At 44.7% G+C, this 2,500-nt stretch carries 2 protein-coding genes; one reads left to right on the forward strand and one right to left on the reverse strand.

Annotation, left to right across the window (positions count from 1 at the left end):
• The first annotated feature begins 919 nt into the window (after positions 1-919).
• Positions 920-1,798 (forward strand): glycine--tRNA ligase subunit alpha, encoded by an 879-nt coding sequence (glyQ, locus tag AC4II3_RS32450; RefSeq protein WP_075900737.1) that lies wholly within the window; start codon positions 920-922, stop codon positions 1,796-1,798.
• Between the two features lie 58 nt (positions 1,799-1,856).
• Here the strand turns inward: glyQ and AC4II3_RS32455 are convergent.
• On the reverse strand, positions 1,857-2,500 hold a 644-nt coding region (locus AC4II3_RS32455), incomplete at its 5' end, for an FAD-dependent oxidoreductase (protein ID WP_488017193.1).

The following is a 2,500-nucleotide window of genomic DNA, read 5'->3' on the forward strand; positions in this document are numbered from 1 at the left end:
CCGTATATTGGCTCTCAAACTATAGATTTTTCTTGGTTCGGGGCGGTGCGGTGCGTTTCGCTGTCCTCATCGCCATTTACTAATGTAGAGGGTAAAAAAGCGTTTGTCAACCTAAACCCGAAACTTTTTTGGGGATAAATCCTTGAAGTCTATGTATATCAAGGGTTTGGAAATTTAAAGAAATTTTTTTTCAATCCGTTTACGAGGTCTGATCACTGGAAGAGGGTGAAGCTTACGGAGGTAGGTTCGTTAGATTATAGGTCGGGAGTCGGAAGTCGGGAGCGGTGCGACCCGTGACTAATTTAATTCGACGACTGTAAACGCACGCCCTGGGAGTCGGGAGAATTATTTCGGGAATTCTTGTATATCTTTAGATACATACCTGGTGACGGGCTTGTCTGTCGATCTTGGCTGTAAGTGCGTATTGGGATAACAGCTCCGATGCTGCTGAGTGAAACGGGAAATTAACCTGGATTTACGGTAACTGTCCAGGATTAATTGGTAAGTAGTGGCTGTTCCCATTCAGAGGCAACATTAATGAAGAGCCCTTTGCACTGCCACCATGAAATCCATTGTTGAACAACTTACTAACCTCGCTCTGACAAGGCATGTGCGCCAGAATAAACTATAGGGATGCAGGATGCTGTTAGGGAAAACATGGGTTTATTATAGGGTTTAACCCATTAGCAACTGGCGTGGTTTCCACGGCGCTTACAGCGATGCAGCGCCTTCATGCGGGGGTTCCCCCCATAAGCGACTGCATCAAGACAGGTGCGTTTACTTAGTATTTCTGTTCGTGCAGCGTCTCCAAAAGAGAAAGGAGAATCACGGCGTGACCCACACAGCCCCTCCCCACTCGCCCTTTGCATCAAGAAATGTCTTGGCCATAAGTTACCGTTACCCAACACTGGAGGTGTCAGTGAATTTTCAATCAGTGATTGCAACATTGAATCAATTCTGGGCAAAACATGGTTGCTTGATTGCCCAGTCCTACGATACAGAGAAAGGAGCAGGGACCATGAGTCCTCATACATTCTTGAGAGCTATTGGTCCAGAACCCTGGTCAGTTGCTTATGTTGAACCATGCCGAAGACCCACCGATGGACGCTACGGCGAAAACCCGAATCGCTACCAGCACTACTACCAATACCAAGTACTGATCAAGCCGTCACTGAATAATATTCAAGACATTTACCTAGATTCCCTCAAAGCTTTAGGGATTTGTCCTGAAGACCATGACATTCGCTTTGTTGAAGACAATTGGGAATCTCCTACCCTAGGGGCTTGGGGAGTTGGCTGGGAAGTCTGGTTAGATGGCATGGAAATTACTCAATTTACTTACTTCCAACAGTGTGGTGGCATTGATTGTCGTCCTGTACCCATTGAGATCACCTATGGTTTGGAACGATTAGCTATGTATCTCCAGGAAGTAGAGGCTTTTACTAAAATCCAGTGGAATGACCAAATTAGCTATGGAGATGTTCACCTTCAGGGAGAAGTTGAACAATGTACTTATAATTTTGAATCCTCTAACCCAGATTTACTGTTCACGCTATTTGGTCTTTATGAGCAAGAGGCAGAACAACTCAGCACACGAGGACTTGTTATGCCTACACTAGACTACGTTCTGAAGTGTTCTCACACGTTCAACTTACTGGACGCTAGGGGTGTGATTTCAGTGACTGAGCGAACTCGTTATATCGGTAGAATTCGCAATCTAGCAAGGCGAGTGGCTCAACTTTATTTGCAACAACGAGAGATGTTAGGGTTCCCCCTCAATAAACAGACCATAGCTTGAATCTATAACACAAAAAGATGGAAAACACCTCCCGTCTGTATAATAAACCCTATCGGTATTAGGGGTTTTGGGAGCCTGACAGGACACGGATGTCGCGCCAAATTTGAGTAGCTGCTAATGCTCCATCGGCAGCAGCAATGACAACCTGATTCAGTCCTACCTTTAAATCACCAATGGCAAAGATACGAGGATGGGAAGTGCGGGCCATCTTATCTGTAACCAGATTCCCTCCCGTCTTCTCGAGATCAAATGTGTCTAGATATTCGGCATGGTATTTGGAGCCCATGGAAATCAAGCCAGCTTCCAACTCAATTACTCGACCATCCGTTAATTCCACTCCAGTCATCTGATGGTCTTCCCCTAAAAATTGCTCAACTGGGGTTTCTATGATTTGATAACCCTGTTGTTTTATTTTTTGTTGCAATTCATCGTTTACCTCGAACAATCCTTGGGTAAATAAAGTAATTTCAGAAGTAAACCAACCCAGAGGAAAAACTACTTCTGCATTACCTGCTGTGCTGGCAAATACCCCTACGTTTTTATCAGCCATTTCATAACCATCACAAATCAGACAGACATGGAGGTTATAACCTGCATAGTCATAGACATTTCGCATATTTTCCAAGGCTGGCAAATAGTCAATAATGCCTGGGGGGGCGACGAAACAGCCTGAAATGCTTGGTATGTAAAGTTTGTAGGATT

This window comes from Moorena sp. (genome assembly GCF_982860115.1).